This window comes from Sporolactobacillus vineae DSM 21990 = SL153, from assembly GCF_000377985.1.
In the GTDB taxonomy this organism is placed as follows: domain Bacteria; phylum Bacillota; class Bacilli; order Bacillales; family Sporolactobacillaceae; genus Sporolactobacillus; species Sporolactobacillus vineae.
The window spans coordinates 305,870-324,511 of record NZ_KB899042.1 but is presented as its reverse complement, the minus strand read 5'-3'; the positions used below and the strand labels follow the sequence as shown (position 1 = coordinate 324,511).

Here is an 18,642-nt window from a genome sequence, read left to right as displayed (position 1 = left end):
GATAAAACGGAGGGGCTTTGTTCATGAGTATCTTTACAAAGAAGCCGATCAACATGCTGATCGACGAGACCAGGGGGAAGCAGGGACTGAAAAAAGCTTTGAGCGCTTTTGATCTGACCTTGCTCGGCATTGGCTGTATTATCGGCACCGGCATATTCGTACTGACCGGTGTTGCAGCAGCCAAATATTCCGGTCCTGCGCTGATTCTTTCGTTTGTATTAGCGGGTCTTGCCTGTATTTTTGCAGCCTTATGTTACGCGGAATTCTCTTCAATGATTCCGGTTGCCGGCAGTGCTTATACATATGGGTATGCGGGCCTTGGAGAAATCTGGGGCTGGATTATCGGCTGGGATCTGATCCTCGAATATGCCGTCGGTATTGCAACCGTGGCAATCGGCTGGTCAGGTTATGTCGTCAATCTGTTAAATAACATGGGCATTGTTCTGCCGAAAGCAGTTACGCTGTCGCCGTTTGACGGCGGGGTGATCAATATACCGGCAATCGTGATTATCGGCCTGATTGCCTGGCTGCTGATCAGCGGCGTCCGAAATACATCTCGTCTGAATGGGATTATCGTAATTATTAAAGTGGCGGTTGTTCTGCTCTTTATAGTTCTGGCAGTATGGTCCGTGAAACCGGGCAACTGGAGTCCGTTTATGCCGTTTGGTTTTAACGGAGTCGTTTCCGGAGCTGCTGTTGTCTTCTTCTCTTACATTGGGTTTGATGCCGTATCAACTGCCTCTGAAGAGACAAGAAATCCGCAGAGAGATATGCCGAGAGGGATCATCGCTTCTCTGCTCATCTGTACCGCTCTTTATATCATTGTTTCCGCGATCCTCACCGGAGTCGTAAAATACACTGCATTCGGTACTCCGGCCGGCATGGCTGCTCCTGTTGCCTACGCTCTGGATCAGATCGGTATTCACTGGGGATCGGCGCTCGTTTCTGTCGGTGCCATCTGCGGAATCACTTCCGTATGTCTGGTACTGATGTACGGCCAGTCCCGAATTTTCTTCGCAATGGCTCGTGACGGACTGATCCCTAAAGCACTGGGCAGTGTTGATCCGAAACGTAAGACACCTGCACTTTCAACGATTATTGTTGCGGCGGCCTGCGCACTGACTGCCGGCTTCTTCCCGATTGGTATCGTCTCTGAACTGGTCAGCATCGGCACACTGGTTGCCTTCATCATTGTCTGCGCAGGTGTCATTGTTCTGCGCTATACTCAGCCGGAAATGAAACGTCCGTTCAAAGCGCCGCTTTTCCCGGCTGTGCCGATTCTTGGCATTCTCGCCTGTGCTTATCTGATCACCGGACTTCAGCCGGCGACCTGGATTCGCTTTGTTGTCTGGTTCGCTATCGGCATGGTCGTCTATTTTTCCTACAGCATGAATCACAGCCAGCTGCATCTCAGCAGTCAGCACACTGCTCAGCCGACTGGTAAATAAGTTAATCTTTCGCCACCTCTTTCATGATTAATCAGAAAAGCTTTGTCCGACGTCTCATCCGGACAAAGCTTTTTTTTGGTCGATTGCCGCAACCTGTTGTCAAAAATTTTTGTAAAAAGTTGCGGCATTGATTTTTTTTGGTAAGGTGAAGTAAGAAAAAGCAAAGACTATAATAACTATACATCACGATGATGATTAGAGGTTGGAACGGATGAACTGGGGAAGCTGGAAGGCCTGGTTTGGTGGCACAGGCCGCGAAAAGAAGAACAGACGGAACAGATTATTATTCGGCACCGCCTATTTTATCCTTGGCGCAGCCATCGTCGGTCTGTTATTTTATTTCGTCATTTTACTGATCGGCAATCACTATACTGATGACGAAAAGCTGGTCATGAGCCGTACATCTGTGGTTGTCGACACACAGGGCCATGAAATTTCCAGGCTTTACGCGGAGAACCGTGATCCTGTTTCTTTGAAAAAGGTACCGAAAAGGGTACAGGATGCCTTTGTTGCAACGGAAGACAGCCGTTTTTATAAACACTCGGGGATTGATTTGCGCGGCATTATGCGTGCTGTCCTGACCGACATTTTTGCCGGATCAAAAGTGGAAGGCGCCAGCACGATTACTCAGCAGTTGGCGAGAAATGCGTATCTGTCCAATCAGAAGACCTGGTTCCGGAAGGGGCAGGAAGCGGCAATTGCCATCAGTCTCGAGCGCAAGTACAGCAAGAAACAGATCCTTGAGATGTATCTGAATCAGCTGTATTTCGGTCATGGTATTTACGGGGTTCAGATGGCCTCCCGGTTCTTTTTCGACAAAGACGTGAATCAGCTGACGGAAGATCAGGCGGCCTTGCTCGCTGCGCTGCCGAAGGGTCCGAACGGCTATTCACCGATTCTGCATCCGAGCCGGGCTCTTGAGCGGCGGAATCTGGTGCTCGACCTGCTCCGGAAAAACGGCTATATTTCAGCTGAGGAAGCGGTCCGCAATAAGGGAAAGACACTGCAGCTAAATGTGCATAAGATTCAGACGCATCCGGAATATGATACTTACATTGATATGGTTGTTACCGAAGCGGAGCAAAAATATCATATCAGTGAAGATGACCTGATCCGCGGCGGCTATAAAATTATCGTGCCGATGAACCGCAATGCCCAGAGCGCATCGTACAATGCTTTCAAAGATAATCGGTATTTCCGGGGCACCAATCCGAACGTGTCGCCGCAGGGGGCGTTTACCCTGATGAACAAGAATGGGGCGGTACTGGCGGTTCAGGGCGGCAGAGACTATGTGCGCGGCAGTTATAACCACGTGACGGACCTGCGCCAGCCGGGTTCCGCATTTAAACCGCTTGCCGTGTACGGTCCGGCGCTTCAGTCCGGGGATTATCAACCCTATTCAATGCTCCAGGACAAAAAGGTCAGCTACGGAAAATATAAACCGACCAATTATAACGGGGTCTACAAAGGTGAAATGACGATGTATGACGCCATTACCTACTCTGTAAATGCGCCGGCGGTCTGGCTGCTCAATCAGATCGGTATCGGCAAGAGCAAAAGTTACTTGTCCCGAATGGGCATCCAGATTCCGGATAACGGCCTGGCGATTGCTCTGGGCGGACTGAAAAAAGGGGTGACGCCGCTGCAGATGGCGTCTGCTTACACAGCGTTCGATAATCAGGGGGTTCAGTCGCAGCCATACTTTATTCAGGCGATCTATGATCACCAGGGGAAAAAGATCGGCAGCGTATCACCGAAAAAAACTAAGATATTCTCACCGCAAACAGCCTGGTACATGACGCGAATGCTCCAGTCGGTCATGCGCAACGGGACGGGTGCGTCCGGTTACAGTGACGCCTCAATTGCCGGAAAGACAGGATCCACAGCCTATACAAAAGCCGGTTTGCGCGACGCCTGGTTCGTCGGGTACACACCGGATACGGTGGGCTCCGTCTGGATCGGGTATGATACGACGACGCCGAAACAATATCTGTCCGGATCAAGTGAGGACGCTGTACGGCTATTTAAGATAGTGATCAATCAAACACCGGGCCAGGCGAAACTCGCTTTCCAGAAGCCGGATGGCGTGAACGACCTGGATCAGCCGGTGCGTCTCGTGAAAATCAGCTCACTGACCGCCAACGGAACTTTGGGTAAATATGCGCTTCCTGCACTAGAACTGAAATGGTCGGGACCGACCGACCGGCGGATTATTTACCGCATTTATGCAGAGGATCAGGGAAAAACCCTTTACAAAGGAGAAATCACCGGAAAAACCCAGTACCGGATCGACTTTGTCAATCCGCTTTCCAAAGCGATTTACTACGTCATTCCGTACAATCCTCAGACTGATCGCAGCGGCCCCGCATCGCCTAAAGTGGAAGTACGGTGGCTGTCGCACTTATAAGCAGGCATTTTTCGGCTATGATCGGCTGAAAAAATAATTTTCTTGCACGAATTCAACAGGTGTGGTATTATTTTTTACGAAACAAAATGACCAAAATGTTCATTTGGTCAGAAACCGGTGATCACATGATGACTGCAGATCGAAAACAGAGTATTACCCGGGCTGCGGAAAAGACATTTGCGGCGTTCGGGTACAAAGCAACAACGATGGATTTGGTTGCCCGGGTGGCCGGCGTCGGAAAAGGTACGATCTACACTTTTTATAAGAACAAGGAGGAACTGTTCTATGAGATCATGAATCAGTTCATCCGGAAGATTAAAACAGTGGCGACGAACGCAATCCATCCGGATGACGTCTTTTTTAATAATCTCCATCGCGCGCTGTTCCAGGTACTGGAATTCCGCAAAGAACACCAGCTGTCGATCAAACTGACTCAGGAAATTAAAGAAATCGGTACGGCTCAGGCAAAGCGGGCACTGGGTAATGTGGAGGACGCGATTCTCGATTTTCTGGTGGACATTATCAAGGATGCTGAGAAGAAGGGTGACATCAAACCGTGCGATCCGACGGTCACTGCGTTTGTCATCCTGAAGCTCTACATCGCACTGGTGTTTGACTGGGAACAGCGCCATAAACCCCTGACCAGTAAGGAAATCGCTGATCTATTTGAGCTCTATCTGGTTAGAGGATTAAAGAAATGATTTTTCCAGTGAGTATTTTTATTGTCAAAAATGACCAAATGACTATTATGGTCATTTAGATCTATCTGTCAGCAAGTAACTTTCAGCGAGTGAGAAAGGGTGTACCAGCTTATGAATGTTTTTCATCTGATTGCAGCAGAACTTAAGGAGATTTTCAGCAAACCGCGGCATATTGAATTTATGCTGGCTGTGATGTGTATCCCGCTCCTTTATGCAGGTATCTTCCTGTACGGATTCTGGAATGCCTACGGGAACTCAGGAAACTTACCCGTTGCTGTGGTCAATCAGGATCAGGGGGCGAAAATTTCCGGAAAACAAATTAATGCAGGAAATGATCTGGTGAAGCAGCTGAAAAAAAACCATGATCTGAAATGGACATTTGTCAGCAATCGACAGGCGGAAAGCGGATTTAAAAATAATCACTATTTTATGACCGTGAACATTCCTGAAAATTTTTCAAAGAATGCAACGACCCTGGTGGATCAGCAGCTGAAACCAGCAACGATTCATTATCAGGTGAATAAGGATTATAACTTTGTTTCCAGCAAGATGGTCACATCCGGCCTGCAGCAGATGAAATCTCAGGTGTCAAGTGCGATCACGAAGACCTATGCGAAGACAATGTACCGTCAGCTCGATCAGCTGACGAAAGGGCTTGGTGCGGCTGCGAAGGGGTCGAACGACCTTACCAAGGGCAGCAAGTCGGAAGTCAAAGGATTAAATCAGTTAAAAAACGGCTATAAGAGCCTCATGTCAGGAACAACAAAATTGCAGAGCGGAGCCGGAAGTCTTGCGGACGGCGCATCATCGCTGAACGATGGCTTAAAACAGGCAGCAAGTGGAACGAATCAACTTTACAGTCAGACCAGTGCAAACAGCAGCAATATTGCCAAACTGGCGAATGGCGCCAATACCCTGGCTGACAAACTGGATCAGTTGAATAAAGGGGCATCACAGCTTTCTAATGGTTCCGGACAGCTGACCGGCGGCTCTCAGACACTTGTAAGTGGTGTGAACCAATATCTTGCCGGACTGAACCAATTTCAGCAGGGCGTGCAAAAGGAAAAGAATGGCCTGGACCAGTTAAATACGCAGCTATCCGCATCAAAGCCGAAGATTAACAGTCTTGGTACGCAACTGAATCAGTTCACCGTTAACTTTGACAAACTTGTCGGGGGTATCAATTCGGTAAACAGCGGAGCACAATCGCTTAATGGCAATTATCAGGCCTTTAATTCGGGCGTCAAGTCGCTTAACAGTGGGATCGGACAATTTACCGGTGGGGTAAACAATTTAAATCAGGGTCTCACTAGTTATAATTCTAAAATAAAAACATTCAATAGCAGTGTCGGCGCTTTGTCTTCCGAAGCTAACAACCTGAATTCAGGAATGACTGATTTTAATAATCAATTCTCCCAATTTAATAGCACCATTCAAAAGGCTGATGTGAACAATCTTTCCCAGCTTGGCGATGTTATTGAATCTTTAAATGGTAATATGCAAAGTTTTAATAAAAGCTTGCATCAAGCCGTTACTTCAGGAAGTGGAACTCTTTCGGACAGTCTTAAAGCTTTTATTAACTCAGATCCCACTGTGGAGAAAAATCCGCAGTTTCAGAATCTGGAGAAAACAGTAAGTGGTCTCTCTGATCAACTTAACTCACTTGCGAGTGCAAGTGACAGTTTAGCCAAAGGGTCACAGAAGTTGTATGACGCGAGTAAGAATCCGATTGCCGGAGCTTCATCACAAATGGATCAGATGAAATCAGCTTCAAAACAATTAGCCAGCGTAGCAGATTCTTTGGCTGCGAATACCGGAAATCTGGTCGATGGCATGTCCAAATTAAACACGGCATCCGGCCAACTGGCTGATGCAGCCGATCAATTAAGTTCGGGCTCAGAGACTTTAAATAAAAATGGAACTGCTCTGACTTCCGGATCAGCTGAACTTGAGAAAAATTCTGGAAAAATCGCATCAGGTACCAGCCAGCTGGCCAGCGGTTCTAAGTCTTTAACGGAAAATGCTAGCCAATTCCAGTCGATTGTCGACACCCAATTCGGGAGTGCCTCTAACGGCTTGACGGGTATGATCAACCAACTTTCTGATGGCGTTTCTAAACTTGATAACGGCATGGCTCAGCTGAATGGCGGTTCCCAGGAACTTAATTCGAATTTTGTTAAATTGAGTAACGGGGCTAAGCGGCTTAATTCCGGGATGAAAACACTACAAACGAATCTCTCGAAAGTTCCTGGAGCAACTAAAGCGTTGGGTAATGGAGCAAATCAGCTGGCTGCAGGTAATGCTCAACTGAGTCAAACCTGGCCGCAACTTGTGAATGGCATTCAATCTTTGCAGAGCGGTACAAATCAGCTCGTAACCGGAAGCAATAAATTGGCTACCAATATGAATTCCTTGAGCAGCGGCATCTCAGGCCTCGCATCTGGCCAGCAAAAGTTGGCTTCGGGGACGAATCAGGCGGCTACCGGAGCAAAGCAGATTTATTCAGGTAACACGAAGCTGGCAAACAATCTTTCCAGCGCGCATGATCAGTTGGCGAAGACGCCGACCAGTAATGCGCATGCGCAGAAGTTTTCCAGCCCGGTGAAAACAATTGACGGAACACATCAGGCGGTCGATACGTTTGGATCCGGGTTTACCCCTTATTTTATGTGCATCGGCTTATTTCTTGGCGCACTGCTGCTGACGATCGTTTATGATCTTTACAGACCGGCAGGACTGGCAACGGCGGGATGGAATATCGCCTTAAGCAAATTCTTCATCACCATATTAATGTCCGTGGCGCAATCCTTCTTAGTTGATCTGGCAATGATTAAAGGCCTCGGTCTTCATATCAGCAATCCATGGGCGTTCTTCGGGTTTACGATTTTGCTCAGTATGAGTTTTATGGCGATCATTCAGTGGCTCGCCGGTTCTTTCAATAACGAAGGGCGATTTGCGGCAATTGTACTCCTGCTCTTCCAGCTGGTTACGTGTGGCGGAGCCTATTCCATTCAGCTGATTCCGCACTGGCTTCAGGCGCTCTCCCCGCTTCTCCCTTTCACTTATGGAGTCAACGGCCTGAGAAATCTGATCGACGGCCATCAGCAGCAGATGCTGGCACAGAATTCAATGGCGCTTGTCGTTTTCATACTGATCGGAGTCGGATTATCGGTGATTACGTATACCATCAAATACAATACCGAACGGGCACACCGGAAAGCCAACCGTGATTATGGTGAAACAGTTTCTGAATAAGCAGGAATCAAAAAAGTTCTGAAGCAGTGAATCTGTGCAGGGCGGCTATCCTGATAAAACGGGCCGCTCCTCTTGAGCGATAAAGAGGAGCGGCCCGTTTTCAGCTGTTGATCAATTAAAGATCAACCGTTTTCCCGACGTAGGCAATATCAAACCGGCTGTTCTCATAAACCAGCTTTGTGACCGTTGTATTCGGAATCGCCGGCAGTTGACTGCGCTGTTTCATGAATGTGTAAACTACACAATTGATGAACATCCCGTGGCTGACGGCGAGGATGCTCGAGTTGTCCGAGGCGGCGATCCGGCTGAAGAACCGGTCGATGCGTGTGCGGACGTCTTCGTAACTCTCGCCGTATCCAGTCGTGTCAAGTTTCTTTAGTGTGGCCAGACCCTCAATCCGGATATCGTCGGAACAGTGACCGTTGAGTTCCGGGTTACCGGAGGCTTTACCGGCTGCCGACCAGACCTTGTCATCCGTATCGCCTTCGAACATGCCAAATGAGATTTCTCGGAGGTTTCTTGTCCTCATGACCGTCTGGTCCGGACTGGCAGAGTGAGCAAGCAGAAGATTAGTCGTCCGGACAGCGCGGGCCAGATCGCTGGTGTAGACGGCGTCGAAATGAATATCTTGTTGTTTGAACCGTTTGCCGAGAGCGGCGGCCCGCTGCTCTCCTTCAGGCAGAAGCGGTGTATCTGAGATGCCCTGTACCTTATTGAGCAGGTTGAACAAAGTCCTACCATGACGGACCAGATAGATTGCTTTTTTCATTAATGTATCCCTCCGATGCTTCCTGTGAATCACCGAAAGAAGGGTTCAACTGTGTCTTCCGGCAGTCACAGAACCAGCTTATCGTAAAATGTCATTTCTTGCAAAATTTTATTCCGCTGGGATCAGTTGCGGCTCGCGCGCAGACTTTTCTGGACGAAGTGATGCCAGTCGTTTTACTATTAATAAGGAGTAGTGATGACCGACAGGAGGAAAATACAATGAAATATATCAACAACCATGATATTCTTGATCAGACGCTCAACTTTGCACTTGAAGAGTACGCTTTACGGCATCTGGATATTAATGAGACCTATCTGCTGTTCTACCGCATGGCCCCGACGGTTATTGTCGGACGAAATCAGAATACGGTCGAAGAGGTCAATATGGATTATATCGATCGGCATAAGGTGACTGTCACGCGGCGGCTGTCCGGAGGCGGTGCCGTTTACAACGATCCCGGGAATCTGAGTTTCAGTTTTATCGCGAAGGACGACGGGGACAGCTTCAATAATAATCGCAAGTTCACCGAACCGGTCATCCGGGCACTGCATCAGCTCGGAGTCAATGCGAAACTGGAAGGGCGCAACGATCTGACCGTCGACGGGCGGAAAATTTCGGGAAACGCGCAGTTTGTCACACAGGGACGCATCTTCAGCCACGGCACACTGCTGTTTGATGTCAATCTGGACAACGTCTCGAAGGCACTGCATCCGGATGCGGAGAAATTTGAATCGAAAGGGATTAAGTCGGTGCGCAGCCGTGTGACCAATATTCGCGAACATTTGAATCAGGATATGACGATTCATCAGTTCAAAGCGACGCTGCTTCAGTACATTTTTAATGGTGCTGAACCGGTTCCTGAATATGACGTAACCGATGAAGACTGGACCAATATCATTGACATCGCCCGCCAGCGCTATCGCAACTGGGACTGGGTCTTTGGAAAATCGCCGGAATTTAACGTTCGTAAAGCGCACCGGTTCCCCGGCGGACAGATTGATATCCGGCTCGATGTGAAGAAAGGCGTCATTGAGCAGGCATCGATTTTTGGCGATTTCTTCGGCGTTGACGATGTTTCCGATATTGAAAAATTACTGACCGGAACAAAATATGACCGGGAGGCTGTAGCAGGGCAGCTGGAAACTGTCGATGCGCACAGATACTTTGGGAAAATAGGTACGGATGAAGTGCTTTCTGTCTTGTTCTGAATGCCCGGCCGGCATGATCGCAGGTTTCTTTCCACGGCTTGTTCTAAATAACATTGGAAAAGCTTAAATTAGGAACAATGGCATCACTTTTGAACTGGCATGCCGTGAGACGTGAAGGGGGACTGACTGTGAAGAAACTCGGCAGGCGTCTGATCATTGGCTATATCATTTATCTGGCAGCGATTGCTGCCTACTTTTTTATCGGAGCGAAGTCCGGAGTCCCGCCGGCAGCGAAGGGAACGCCGGCGGATCCGTCACTTTTTATGAATGCCCGGCAGCTGGCGGAAAGCGCGCAATATAATGCTTTGCGTCATTTTATTTCGTTTGCGTCAATCCCGCTTGAGTGGGGACTCTATCTGTTTCTGCTCGTCTCCGGTTTCTCACGGTGGCTGCGGGACCGTTCGGAGCGCCTGTCACGGTTCTTTCCGGTGCAGATGATTGTCTGTTTTGCCTTGCTGTCACTGCTGTCGGCGCTCGTTTTTCTCCCTGTCGATTTTATCTCTTACCAGCTGTCGCTGCACTACCGGATCTCTGTCCAGCCGATCGGCAGCTGGCTGAAAGATCAGGGGATCAGTCTGGCCGTGGACAGTCTGATCGGCTTCGCAGCGATGCTTGTCGTGTTCTTCTTTATCCGCCGGAATCCGCGTAACTGGTGGCTGCCGGTCTGGCTGCTGTCGATTCCGTTCATTGTCTTTATGATGTACCTTCAGCCGGTGGTGATCGATCCGCTGTACAATCACTTCCAGAGCCTGCCGAACGGGTCGCTCAAGCAGGAAATTCTGAGTCTGGCAGCCCGCTCGGGAATCCCGGCAAATAATGTATATGAAGTCGATATGTCGACGCAAACCCACGCCATGAACGCCTATGTGACCGGCATCGGCTCCCATCTGCGTATCGTGCTCTGGGACACGACCGTCAGCCAGCTGAGTAAGCCGGAGGTCCTGTTCATCATGGCGCATGAGATGGGGCATTACGTGATGCACCACATTGTCTGGGGAATTGCTGCAGCACTTGCCGGCCTGCTCATCGGGCTTTTTCTTACGGCAAAGCTGCTGCTGCGGATCGCCCGGCGCTGGGGTCCGCGCCTGAATCTGAACCATCCCGGAGACCTGGCGGCACTCCCGCTCGTGCTGCTGCTGTTCGCCATGCTCTCATTTGCCGGCGAGCCGCTGCAGAATGCCATTTCACGCCAGTTTGAGCATGCCGCCGACAGTTATGCCATTCACCTGACACAGAACCGACAGGCAGCCATCTCATCGTTTCAGAAATTATCACGGGCCAGTCTCGGGGAAATCAATCCGCCGGCTTTGGTCAAGTGGGTGCAGTATGATCATCCGACAATGCTGGAACGGATTGACTACTTTGAACATGTTCACCTGAACGGAAAAAAGTGATTCCGGTCATGACAAAATAGGCGGAAGAAACCTTTTTTCTAAAAGGGATTGTGCTAAACTAAGTAGTGGCATACGGACGAATCACTGGAATCAGCGATATCTGATGCGGATTTGGGTCTGTACGTCCTGAAATCAGGAAAGAATAGAGGAACTCACCATGTCGAATCAGAAAAAAACGGTTGCGGTCCTGTATGGCGGGAAGTCAACCGAATATGAAATTTCCCTGCTGACCGCTTTTTCCGTCATCAATGCGATGGATCTGGAGCGCTATCGCGTGTATCCCGTGCACATTCAGCAGGATGGCCGATGGATTGCCGGATCCGAAATTACGAAAAAGCTGGCAAGCAGGGATGAGCTGCTGCTGAGTGAAAATAAGCAGCTTGAAGTCAGTGCGGAACACTGGCTGGCTCCATCGACACCAGTAACGAATACTTCGCGGCCGGACATTGTCTTCCCGCTGCTGCATGGTCCGAACGGTGAAGACGGAACCGTTCAGGGTCTGTTTGAACTGCTGAATATTGCTTACGTCGGATCCGGTGTTGCCGGTTCTGCTGCGGGTATGGATAAAGTGCTGATGAAGGACATCTTTGCAGCGCATCACATTGCCGGACCAAATTATCTCTCCATCACCAGCTTCGACTGGCAGAAAGATGCGCCATCAGTCATTATTAATGTAAAAAATACGATCGGTTATCCCTGTTTTGTGAAACCGGCCAATTGCGGTTCCAGTGTCGGCATCTCCCAATGCCTGAGTGAAACGGAACTGTCGGCCAGCATTACGGAGGCTTTTCGCTTTGATACAAAAGTCATCATCGAAGAACAGGTGACCGGCCGGGAAGTTGAAATCGGCGTGATTGGCAATCACGAACTCTCCGTCTCCGTGCCTGGAGAAATTATTACCAAAGACGCCGCCTTCTATGATTATCAGTCGAAATACAAAGAAGGCAAGAGTACGCTGGTTATTCCGGCCGATCTGCCGGACAAAGTCAAGGCCGAACTGGAGGATACAGCGAAACGGGCATTCCGGGCATTGAGTCTGTCGGGGCTGGCCAGGGTGGATACATTTATCCGGGAGAAGGATCAGCATGTGATCGTTAATGAAGTCAATACAATGCCCGGATTCACCCAGTTCAGCATGTTCCCGCTGCTCTGGAAACATACCGGTCTGCCTTACCGGAAACTGATCGAGAAGCTGATTGATCTCGGACTGGAACGGCATGCTGAAAAGCAGAAGATCCAGTACCATATAGATGCATGAAGACGCAGTCATTAAAAATTAAAGCAGAAAAAGAGCAGCCCGTGAACCATTCACGGGCTGCTCTTTTTCTGCTTTTGCGACCGGTCAGGGAAGAACCTGAACGGTGAGGGTCTGTCTTCCGAAATTTAATGCTGCGGCTTTGGTCGGTAAGTGGATGTCAATCCGGTTTCCCTTAATGCTCCCACCGGTATCAGCGGCAATATAGACGCCATAGCCCGGGATATTGACACGTGAGCCTAACGGGATCACACCGGGATCGACGGCAATGACCTTGGCGCCGGGGTTGCTGCTGAAGTCGACGCCTGTTGCCGAACGGCCGCCTAACGCGTAGCTCGTTGCCACGACGGTCAGTGCCCGACCATTTGTTGACGGCGCCGCCTGCTTCGGCTTATAATCCATTTTCTTTATTACCGGGCGGACTTTTGCAGCCGGTGCCTGTTTCTTCCGGGTCACCTTTTTCGCGGTGGCCTGTGCCTTCCGGGCTGTTTTTCTCGCTTTCTCAGCCTTTGCTTTTTTTGCTTTTTTCACTTTCTCCGCTTTTGCCCTGGCCGCTTTTTGTTCAGCCGCTTTTTTCTCCTGCTGCTGAATTTCAGCGATCCGGCCCGGAAAACTTTTTGCCTCATCGGTATTTCGATAGACATCGTAGAGCGCTGTTTTTGTTGCCGCTCCGACAATTCCATCAGAGGTAATGTTCCGGTCCGTCTGGAAAGCCTGAACCGCGCCTGTTGTCAGAGCATCAAAGGTGCCTGTTGCATTGCCGTTGTAATAGCCAAGCGAACGGAGTGCATCCTGAAGCTCCGTGACAGAAGGTCCTTGGTCCCCCTGTTCCAGCAAGCTGTTGCCGAAAATTATATGATTCTTGTTGTTGTCTGCCTGCTCCGACGGATCCACTATGCTGAATCCGACAGCCTGTTTGTAAGTTCCAGGATTCTGTTGTCTCATCTGACTATCATTTGTACTGCTCGTCTTCGCCCAGGCGATGGTTGCCGGAGCGAGTGCACCGACAAACACGGTCAGACTGGTTACCGCCGTCAGCCTTTTAATGATATTCATATAGGGAAAAACCTCCTTAAGATGGCCAAAATACCAAAAACAGTTATTTTGGATCCAACGATCATTGTAAGTGTTAAATATCTCAGCCATGTTGAAGGGGCATTACAGTTATGTAACAATGAGATCTGATAAAATGAATTTGTCAAGATAAATTTGGACATTTTTTGTGTAATTTTTTCATAAATCGGCACATTTTCAGCTTTTACGAAAAAAGGTTAACTGATTATTTCGTTAGCTCCTAATCCATTATTCTCTATTGTCGTGAATGACGATATACTCTGCTGAACGGCGATATATTTTAACGAAGGTCGATATATTCCGCTGAAGGGCGATATTTTTTCACGAGCGGCGATATATTCCGCTGAACGGCGATATATTCTGTTCGGAATGGGTTAAAGGGATACTAAAAAAGTTAAATTCGGAGTGATTCTTGTTTGGCTGTATCTTCGATTTTGATTTATGATGTTAAAGGAATAGCGTCATGGATGACGTCAAATAACTGGAGTGAGAAAAGTGGAAGCGAAAAAAATCAGTGAATCCCGTTCAGTAACTTCGATACATGTTTTACCTAATGATACGAATAATCACGGAACCTTTTTCGGCGGGAAACTCATGATGTATGTCGATAATATCGGAGCGATTGCGGCCATGCGGCATGCACGCCAGAATGTGGTCACTGCATCGATCGATTCCGTTGATTTTCTGGTGCCGATCAAGGCAGGTTCCTCAGTTTGTCTGGAAGCCATGGTGACCTGGACACACCGGACTTCTATGGAAGTGTTCGTAAAGATTGTGACGGAGGATCTGCTGACGGGTGAAAGGCAGCTGTGTACCACATCTTTTCTGACATTTGTCGCGATCGGAGAAGATGGTAAAGCGCAGCCGGTACCGAAAGTGATCCCCGAAAGTGAAGAGGAGAAGGCACTGTATGAGTCGGCAGAAAAGCGCTATCTTCACAGAAAAGAACGAAAAAATAACACAAAGGATTTTGCGTCGAAGCTGACACTGGACAAGCCCTGGGAGCGTTAAATTACAGTTTTGTCATTTCGCAAGTCCGCAAATCGCCCACACCGATCTGCCTGATTTGCATAGGATGCAGTGTTGGGCGGAATAGACCGTTCAAACTACTGGTGAAGGGGCGGGTGACGATATGGGTGCAGCTTATAACCACAGCAGCAGCTTTGCGTTAATCGTTGTTCTGTTCATTTTACTGATTATTGTAGGCACTGCTTTCGTCTATTAATTCAGGCAGGCCGGACGTAATCTGGTGAAAAAGAAATCCCGCCGGAAGTTTATTGAGGCTCCGGCGGGATTTTTGATTTTTTAGAGCTTGTCAGTTCAGACAATCATGAACCGACAAGCTGTATTGATTAAGACTTTTCACTTATTCAGATGAGCTGGCGTCTGCTTTCGATGAAATTACGCAGGCGAGCAAATACCGGGATCATAAGGATCGTCAGCGCGATGCCTTTAAGAATATTAAACGGCATCACACCGTAGACGATCAGGGTCAGCAGACTGCGGATCCCGTGATTGGCGTATTGAGAAGCAGCCACCGCCTGATCGATGCTGAAACCGAGAAACATGGCGTAGCCAGGGAAGATCAGATAGTAGTTGGCAACAGACATGATTGCCGTCATGGCCACCGTTGCTACAGACATACCGACGGCCAGGGATACAAGTGTCCGTTTCCGGTGATAGAAGAGCCAGGAAACAAGGATCAGGATCGAACCGGCGACAAAGTTAGCCATTTCGCCGACCGGTACTACGGTCAATGATCCGGAAATAAGGACGTGCAATATATTTTTAATCGCTTCGATAATGATGCCGGCAGCCGGTCCGAGAATCAGTGCGCCGATCAGTGCCGGCAGATCACTGAAGTCCAGCGTGAGGAACCCCGGCAGCATCGGAACCGGGAAAGCAATCAGCATGATCAGATAGCCAAGCGCCGACAACAGTGAAATTAAAATCATTTTCTTCAATGAAGAACGAGACATGACAACCACCCCAATGATATAGTTTTGGGGATAATGCCGGGTGATTTGCGTTGTGACATGTAATGAAAGAAATGCTCCGTGTTTTCCCGAAAAGAAAAGCCCAAAAGGAATTTTTCCTTTTGGGCTGATTTGCTAAACGGAATGCTGCACACGGAAATACCATCAGTTTCCTGACGCCACACAAAAACGCTCACGTAAAAAACGCCGCAGCATTATCCTTCTTTCATCCAGACTTTACTGTCGGTTCCGGCTTCGATACCGGATCAACCTTTCGGCTCGCGGACTCTGGCTTGCGCCAATACCGCCGGTCGGGAATTACACCCTGCCCTGAAGGAAATAAGTTATTTAATTCACAGCTTTATTATAGACGGTCGAATTCATTTGTTCAATAGAAATTCACTGGAAACAGAAAAAATACACTCTCTAACGAAGAGAGTGTACCTGCCTGATGCGACTGACGATTAAATGAAATAATCAAGTACAAAACCGATCGACAGGAGCAGCCCGAACAGCGTCTGCATCTGGGCAGTGGCCTTCATCGCCGGCATGAGCTGGACAGACAGTGTTTTTCCACGAAACAGCCGCGTTGCCTGCAAGGCTTTAGGCATACTGGCAAAAACGATCAGAAGCCAGACGGAATCCACATGGAAAAGCATCAGTCCGAGAATCCAGAGATAGGAGAAGAAGAAAAGGAAAGCAAGCAGATTAATGGCTCCTTGTCTGCCGAGCAGGATCGGCAGTGTTTTCCGGCCCTTTGCCTTATCGCCGTCCAGATCACGGATGTTGTTTGCCAGGTTGATGCCGCCGACGAGGATGCCGATCGGCACGGATATCAGAACGGCATTGACCGTCAGTGTATCCGTCTGAATAAAGAAGGAGATCCAGATGATGAATACGCCCATAAAAAGACCGGACATCAATTCACCGAACGGAGTGTATGAAATCGGATAAGGTCCGCCCGAGTACAGGTAGCCTGCAGCGATACATATCGATCCTGCCAGTGCGATCCACCAGTTGCTCATCGAACAGATATAAACACCGATCAATGCAGCGATGATGCACAGTGTCCAGGCGAGATTCAGGATTGTTTTCGGGTGGAATCCGTCCCGGACGATGCTGCCGCCGATGCCTACCGATTCCCTGGTGTCAAGCCCTCTCTTAAAATCATAATATTCGTTGAACAGATTCGTGGCGATCTGAATCAGCATGGACGCGACCAGCATTGCAGCAAACAGGAGAAAATTCAATTGCTTGATTGGCAGAACCAGCGCCGTCCCGAGTGCCACGGGAACAAAAGAAGCGGTCAGTGTATGCGGACGAAGCATGGTCCACCATTTTTTGAAACCTGTATTTTTTTTAATTACCAAATCAGCCATTTTGATGCCTCTTTCCGAATTGACAGATATCTAGATTAGAAGACTACGGTCGAAGAAATCAGTACGCTGTGTCACGAATTCGACAAAAAGTCATTCTTAGTGTAAGAAAATCAAGGGATACTGTCAATACGGGAAGTTCTGGGTTGATGTTGATGAAGTAGAAAGACGCAGATGGTGAAGTACTGAGTCATGCGAACGGAGCGCTGCGGGATACCTTAAATGAACATTTAAATCCAGAAATAAGTGATGGAGAATCAGTTTCCGGATGGTGAAACGGAAGAAGCTGCGGATGGCGTCGACTGGGGAAAACGGGTGTTCAGGAGTGTTCGCAGCGATTCACATTCCACGCCGGAAAGGGTGATGCCGCGTCTCATTTTCTTCTTGTCCGGAGCCCAGCTGCGAATATCGTATTTCGCATCGCGTCCGTTCCAGCTGACCAGATTCAATTCCTTTGTCCAGCCCCCCTGATCCCGGGCGATGACGCCAAAATGCCGGACGATGCTGAAACGCAATTCAGTTTTTTCCTGTGCCATGAAAAATCACCTCGTTGAGTTATTGAACATATGTTCCTGAATCAATATTATCAGGCAAACAAACGTTCCGTCAACAGATTTTTTTCAGTCTTCGGAAAATTGTTTCTTCAATCTCAGTTATCCGTCACAATTTTGTTATAATGGAACTGTGTTTTCGTGAAGAGGACGTATAAGAAAGACCGGAACAGGAGGAGTCTGCTGATGCTTCGCTATACGCTGGCGCTGATTCGCAAGAACGACAAATTTCTGATGATTAACCGCGAGAAAAGTCCATGGCAGGGGGCATGGAACGGCATCGGCGGAAAGCTTGAACCCGGCGAGACGGCCACAGCCTGCGTCATCAGAGAAATTCGTGAAGAAACGGGACTGCAGGCAGTGAATCCTGTCTTCCGGGGAATTGTGACCTGGCATGCGGATGGTGAAGCACGGCAAGGGATGTACCTGTTTATCGTCAATGCAGGAGATATCCGGGCGCTTGCAACACCGAAAAGAACCCGGGAAGGCGTTCTCGAGTGGAAGACTGAAGCGTGGCTGCTGTCAGAAAAAAATTTCGGAACAGTGCCCACACTTCGCTGCTTTATGAGAGAAGTGCTTCAAAGGGACAATGCTCCGAAAGAGTATCATTGCTATTTCGATGGAGATACGGTTATTAAACGACAAATCAGTCCGCTGACCGTCAAAATCGAGTAAATCGTCAGCCTTCTTCTTCAGACATCAGTGGACCGGGCTTGAGATGCTCCATCCTGATCCGGGAGTTCTGAAGTGCAATGCGGACATCGTTTGGCTTTCAGCGGTATTGCGGTGAAACAAAAAGGGCACTCTTTTGTCGCCGGCGCCGGTGCGGGCTGCTGGTGCAGGGTGGTTTTATTTAACAGTTTTACCGCGAAGAAGATCACCAGTGAAATAACCAGAAAATTGATGACGGTATTAATAAACATTCCGTAATTGATCGTCGCGGCCCCGGCCTTCTGAGCGGCAGAAAGGCTGCTATATGATTTTCCGGAGAGATTGATATAGAGACTGCTGAAATCTACTTTTCCAAGAAGCAGTCCGATCGGCGGCATCACAATATCTTTGACAAGCGAATTGACGATCTGGCCGAAAGCAGCACCGATAATGACGGCAATCGCCAGGTCCATGACATTTCCGCGGGCAATAAACTTTTTAAATTCCTGCAATGTTTTCATCAATGAAGTGTCTTCCTTCCTTAACCTCACGGTGGAGTGTTTTTTCATTTCTCCGG

The 18,642-nt window shown here is 48.7% G+C and carries 16 protein-coding genes and 1 riboswitch; of the genes, 10 read left to right on the top strand and 6 right to left on the bottom strand.

Going from position 1 to position 18,642, the window contains the following annotated elements; all coding sequences use genetic code 11:
• Nucleotides 1-23: 23 nt before the first annotated feature.
• From D889_RS0101615 to D889_RS0101600, 4 genes are all read left to right on the top strand, one after another.
• Nucleotides 24-1,448, top strand: a complete 1,425-nt coding sequence (locus tag D889_RS0101615; RefSeq protein WP_010631359.1) for an amino acid permease — start codon at nucleotides 24-26, stop codon at nucleotides 1,446-1,448.
• A 211-nt stretch (nucleotides 1,449-1,659) separates the two neighbouring features.
• Entirely contained in the window at nucleotides 1,660-3,855 is a 2,196-nt protein-coding gene (locus tag D889_RS0101610) for a PBP1A family penicillin-binding protein (protein WP_010631358.1), read from the top strand.
• Nucleotides 3,856-3,983: 128 nt separating this feature from the next.
• Complete coding sequence (locus D889_RS0101605; RefSeq protein ID WP_010631357.1) at nucleotides 3,984-4,556, top strand: TetR/AcrR family transcriptional regulator; 573 nt, start codon at nucleotides 3,984-3,986, stop codon at nucleotides 4,554-4,556.
• A 111-nt stretch (nucleotides 4,557-4,667) separates the two neighbouring features.
• The gene (locus tag D889_RS0101600; protein ID WP_010631356.1) at nucleotides 4,668-7,811 is read left to right on the top strand and encodes a YhgE/Pip domain-containing protein; all 3,144 of its coding nucleotides are present in this window, start codon (nucleotides 4,668-4,670) and stop codon (nucleotides 7,809-7,811) included.
• Between the two features lie 115 nt (nucleotides 7,812-7,926).
• Here the strand turns inward: D889_RS0101600 and D889_RS0101595 are convergent, their stop codons facing one another.
• A complete protein-coding gene (locus D889_RS0101595; protein ID WP_010631355.1) occupies nucleotides 7,927-8,580 on the bottom strand; it encodes a histidine phosphatase family protein in 654 nt (217 codons plus the stop codon).
• A 218-nt stretch (nucleotides 8,581-8,798) separates the two neighbouring features.
• Between D889_RS0101595 and lplA the strand changes: the two genes are divergently transcribed.
• The 3 genes from lplA to D889_RS0101580 all read left to right on the top strand — a co-directional run bounded on the left by lplA (nucleotide 8,799) and on the right by D889_RS0101580 (nucleotide 12,440).
• Nucleotides 8,799-9,788 (top strand): lipoate--protein ligase, encoded by a 990-nt coding sequence (gene lplA, locus D889_RS0101590; protein ID WP_010631354.1) that lies wholly within the window; start codon nucleotides 8,799-8,801, stop codon nucleotides 9,786-9,788.
• 128 nt (nucleotides 9,789-9,916) lie between these two features.
• Entirely contained in the window at nucleotides 9,917-11,182 is a 1,266-nt protein-coding gene (locus tag D889_RS0101585) for a M48 family metallopeptidase (protein WP_010631353.1), read from the top strand.
• 157 nt (nucleotides 11,183-11,339) lie between these two features.
• Nucleotides 11,340-12,440 (top strand): D-alanine--D-alanine ligase, encoded by a 1,101-nt coding sequence (locus D889_RS0101580; RefSeq protein WP_010631352.1) that lies wholly within the window; start codon nucleotides 11,340-11,342, stop codon nucleotides 12,438-12,440.
• Nucleotides 12,441-12,524: 84 nt separating this feature from the next.
• On the opposite strand, the gene D889_RS0101575 is transcribed toward D889_RS0101580, so the two are convergent.
• A complete protein-coding gene (locus D889_RS0101575) occupies nucleotides 12,525-13,493 on the bottom strand; it encodes a 3D domain-containing protein (protein ID WP_010631351.1) in 969 nt (322 codons plus the stop codon).
• Nucleotides 13,494-14,006: 513 nt separating this feature from the next.
• On the opposite strand from D889_RS0101575, the gene D889_RS0101570 reads away from it, so the two are divergent.
• Both D889_RS0101570 and D889_RS15320 read left to right on the top strand, forming a co-directional pair.
• A complete protein-coding gene (locus D889_RS0101570) occupies nucleotides 14,007-14,522 on the top strand; it encodes an acyl-CoA thioesterase (protein WP_010631350.1) in 516 nt (171 codons plus the stop codon).
• 121 nt (nucleotides 14,523-14,643) lie between these two features.
• Nucleotides 14,644-14,736: a YjcZ family sporulation protein gene (locus tag D889_RS15320; RefSeq protein ID WP_018962092.1), complete on the top strand. Its 93-nt coding sequence runs from the start codon at nucleotides 14,644-14,646 to the stop codon at nucleotides 14,734-14,736.
• A 145-nt stretch (nucleotides 14,737-14,881) separates the two neighbouring features.
• On the opposite strand, the gene D889_RS0101560 is transcribed toward D889_RS15320, so the two are convergent.
• From D889_RS0101560 to D889_RS0101550, 3 genes are all read right to left on the bottom strand, one after another.
• Nucleotides 14,882-15,490 carry an ECF transporter S component gene (locus D889_RS0101560; RefSeq protein WP_018962091.1) on the bottom strand — a complete coding sequence of 203 codons (609 nt, stop codon included), beginning with the start codon at nucleotides 15,488-15,490 and terminating at the stop codon, nucleotides 14,882-14,884.
• A gap of 211 nt (nucleotides 15,491-15,701) precedes the next feature.
• Nucleotides 15,702-15,829, bottom strand: a riboswitch (FMN riboswitch).
• 122 nt (nucleotides 15,830-15,951) lie between these two features.
• Nucleotides 15,952-16,866: a 1,4-dihydroxy-2-naphthoate polyprenyltransferase gene (locus tag D889_RS0101555; protein WP_010631348.1), complete on the bottom strand. Its 915-nt coding sequence runs from the start codon at nucleotides 16,864-16,866 to the stop codon at nucleotides 15,952-15,954.
• Nucleotides 16,867-17,120: 254 nt separating this feature from the next.
• On the bottom strand, nucleotides 17,121-17,399 hold the full coding sequence (locus tag D889_RS0101550) for a YdbC family protein (protein WP_010631347.1): 279 nt from the start codon (nucleotides 17,397-17,399) through the stop codon (nucleotides 17,121-17,123).
• Nucleotides 17,400-17,600: 201 nt separating this feature from the next.
• Here D889_RS0101550 and D889_RS0101545 point away from each other — a divergent pair, with 201 nt between their 5' ends.
• Nucleotides 17,601-18,089: an NUDIX hydrolase gene (locus tag D889_RS0101545; RefSeq protein WP_010631346.1), complete on the top strand. Its 489-nt coding sequence runs from the start codon at nucleotides 17,601-17,603 to the stop codon at nucleotides 18,087-18,089.
• 17 nt (nucleotides 18,090-18,106) lie between these two features.
• Here D889_RS0101545 and mscL read toward each other — a convergent pair whose 3' ends face one another.
• The gene (mscL, locus tag D889_RS0101540) at nucleotides 18,107-18,586 is read right to left on the bottom strand and encodes a large conductance mechanosensitive channel protein MscL (protein WP_010631345.1); all 480 of its coding nucleotides are present in this window, start codon (nucleotides 18,584-18,586) and stop codon (nucleotides 18,107-18,109) included.
• Nucleotides 18,587-18,642: the final 56 nt, after the last annotated feature.

Excerpts from the sequence above, each read along its gene's own strand:
- D889_RS0101595 (WP_010631355.1), bottom strand. The coding sequence starts at position 8,580 with ATGAAAAAAGCAATCTATCTGGTCCGTCATGGTAGGACTTTGTTCAAC.
- D889_RS0101550 (WP_010631347.1), bottom strand. The coding sequence starts at position 17,399 with ATGGCACAGGAAAAAACTGAATTGCGTTTCAGCATCGTCCGGCATTTT.
- D889_RS0101545 (WP_010631346.1), top strand. The coding sequence starts at position 17,601 with ATGCTTCGCTATACGCTGGCGCTGATTCGCAAGAACGACAAATTTCTG.
- D889_RS0101580 (WP_010631352.1), top strand. The coding sequence starts at position 11,340 with ATGTCGAATCAGAAAAAAACGGTTGCGGTCCTGTATGGCGGGAAGTCA.
- D889_RS0101615 (WP_010631359.1), top strand. The coding sequence starts at position 24 with ATGAGTATCTTTACAAAGAAGCCGATCAACATGCTGATCGACGAGACC.
- D889_RS0101605 (WP_010631357.1), top strand. The coding sequence starts at position 3,984 with ATGACTGCAGATCGAAAACAGAGTATTACCCGGGCTGCGGAAAAGACA.
- lplA (WP_010631354.1), top strand. The coding sequence starts at position 8,799 with ATGAAATATATCAACAACCATGATATTCTTGATCAGACGCTCAACTTT.
- D889_RS0101560 (WP_018962091.1), bottom strand. The coding sequence starts at position 15,490 with ATGTCTCGTTCTTCATTGAAGAAAATGATTTTAATTTCACTGTTGTCG.
- D889_RS0101600 (WP_010631356.1), top strand. The coding sequence starts at position 4,668 with ATGAATGTTTTTCATCTGATTGCAGCAGAACTTAAGGAGATTTTCAGC.
- D889_RS0101575 (WP_010631351.1), bottom strand. The coding sequence starts at position 13,493 with ATGAATATCATTAAAAGGCTGACGGCGGTAACCAGTCTGACCGTGTTT.
- D889_RS0101610 (WP_010631358.1), top strand. The coding sequence starts at position 1,660 with ATGAACTGGGGAAGCTGGAAGGCCTGGTTTGGTGGCACAGGCCGCGAA.
- D889_RS0101555 (WP_010631348.1), bottom strand. The coding sequence starts at position 16,866 with ATGGCTGATTTGGTAATTAAAAAAAATACAGGTTTCAAAAAATGGTGG.
- mscL (WP_010631345.1), bottom strand. The coding sequence starts at position 18,586 with ATGAAAACATTGCAGGAATTTAAAAAGTTTATTGCCCGCGGAAATGTC.
- D889_RS15320 (WP_018962092.1), top strand. The coding sequence starts at position 14,644 with ATGGGTGCAGCTTATAACCACAGCAGCAGCTTTGCGTTAATCGTTGTT.